Genomic DNA, 230 nt, shown 5'->3' on the forward strand with positions numbered 1-230 from the left:
GTTGGTGAGCCAGCCGAGCGCCAGGCCGACGGCCGTCGCGACCACACCGGAGAGGACCAACTCCCCTACGGCATGCGGCCAGGAGAAGGTCCCGGTCACGACGGCGGCAATGGCCACGTGGTAGAGGACGATCGCGGTCACATCGTTGAACAGCCCCTCGCCCTCCAGGATGGAGACGAGCCGCCGTCGCGCTCGGCGCACTCGTCGCGCCGCCCGATCCGGTCGCGGCC

Annotated in this window: 1 protein-coding gene; it reads right to left on the reverse strand. The window is 71.3% G+C overall.

What is annotated here, in order from left to right; all coding sequences use genetic code 11:
* On the reverse strand, nt 1-230 hold a 230-nt coding region (locus J0695_RS41560; RefSeq protein WP_206969994.1), incomplete at both ends, for a cation:proton antiporter domain-containing protein.

The organism is Streptomyces beijiangensis, assembly GCF_017315755.1.
GTDB lineage: Bacteria > Actinomycetota > Actinomycetes > Streptomycetales > Streptomycetaceae > Streptomyces > Streptomyces beijiangensis.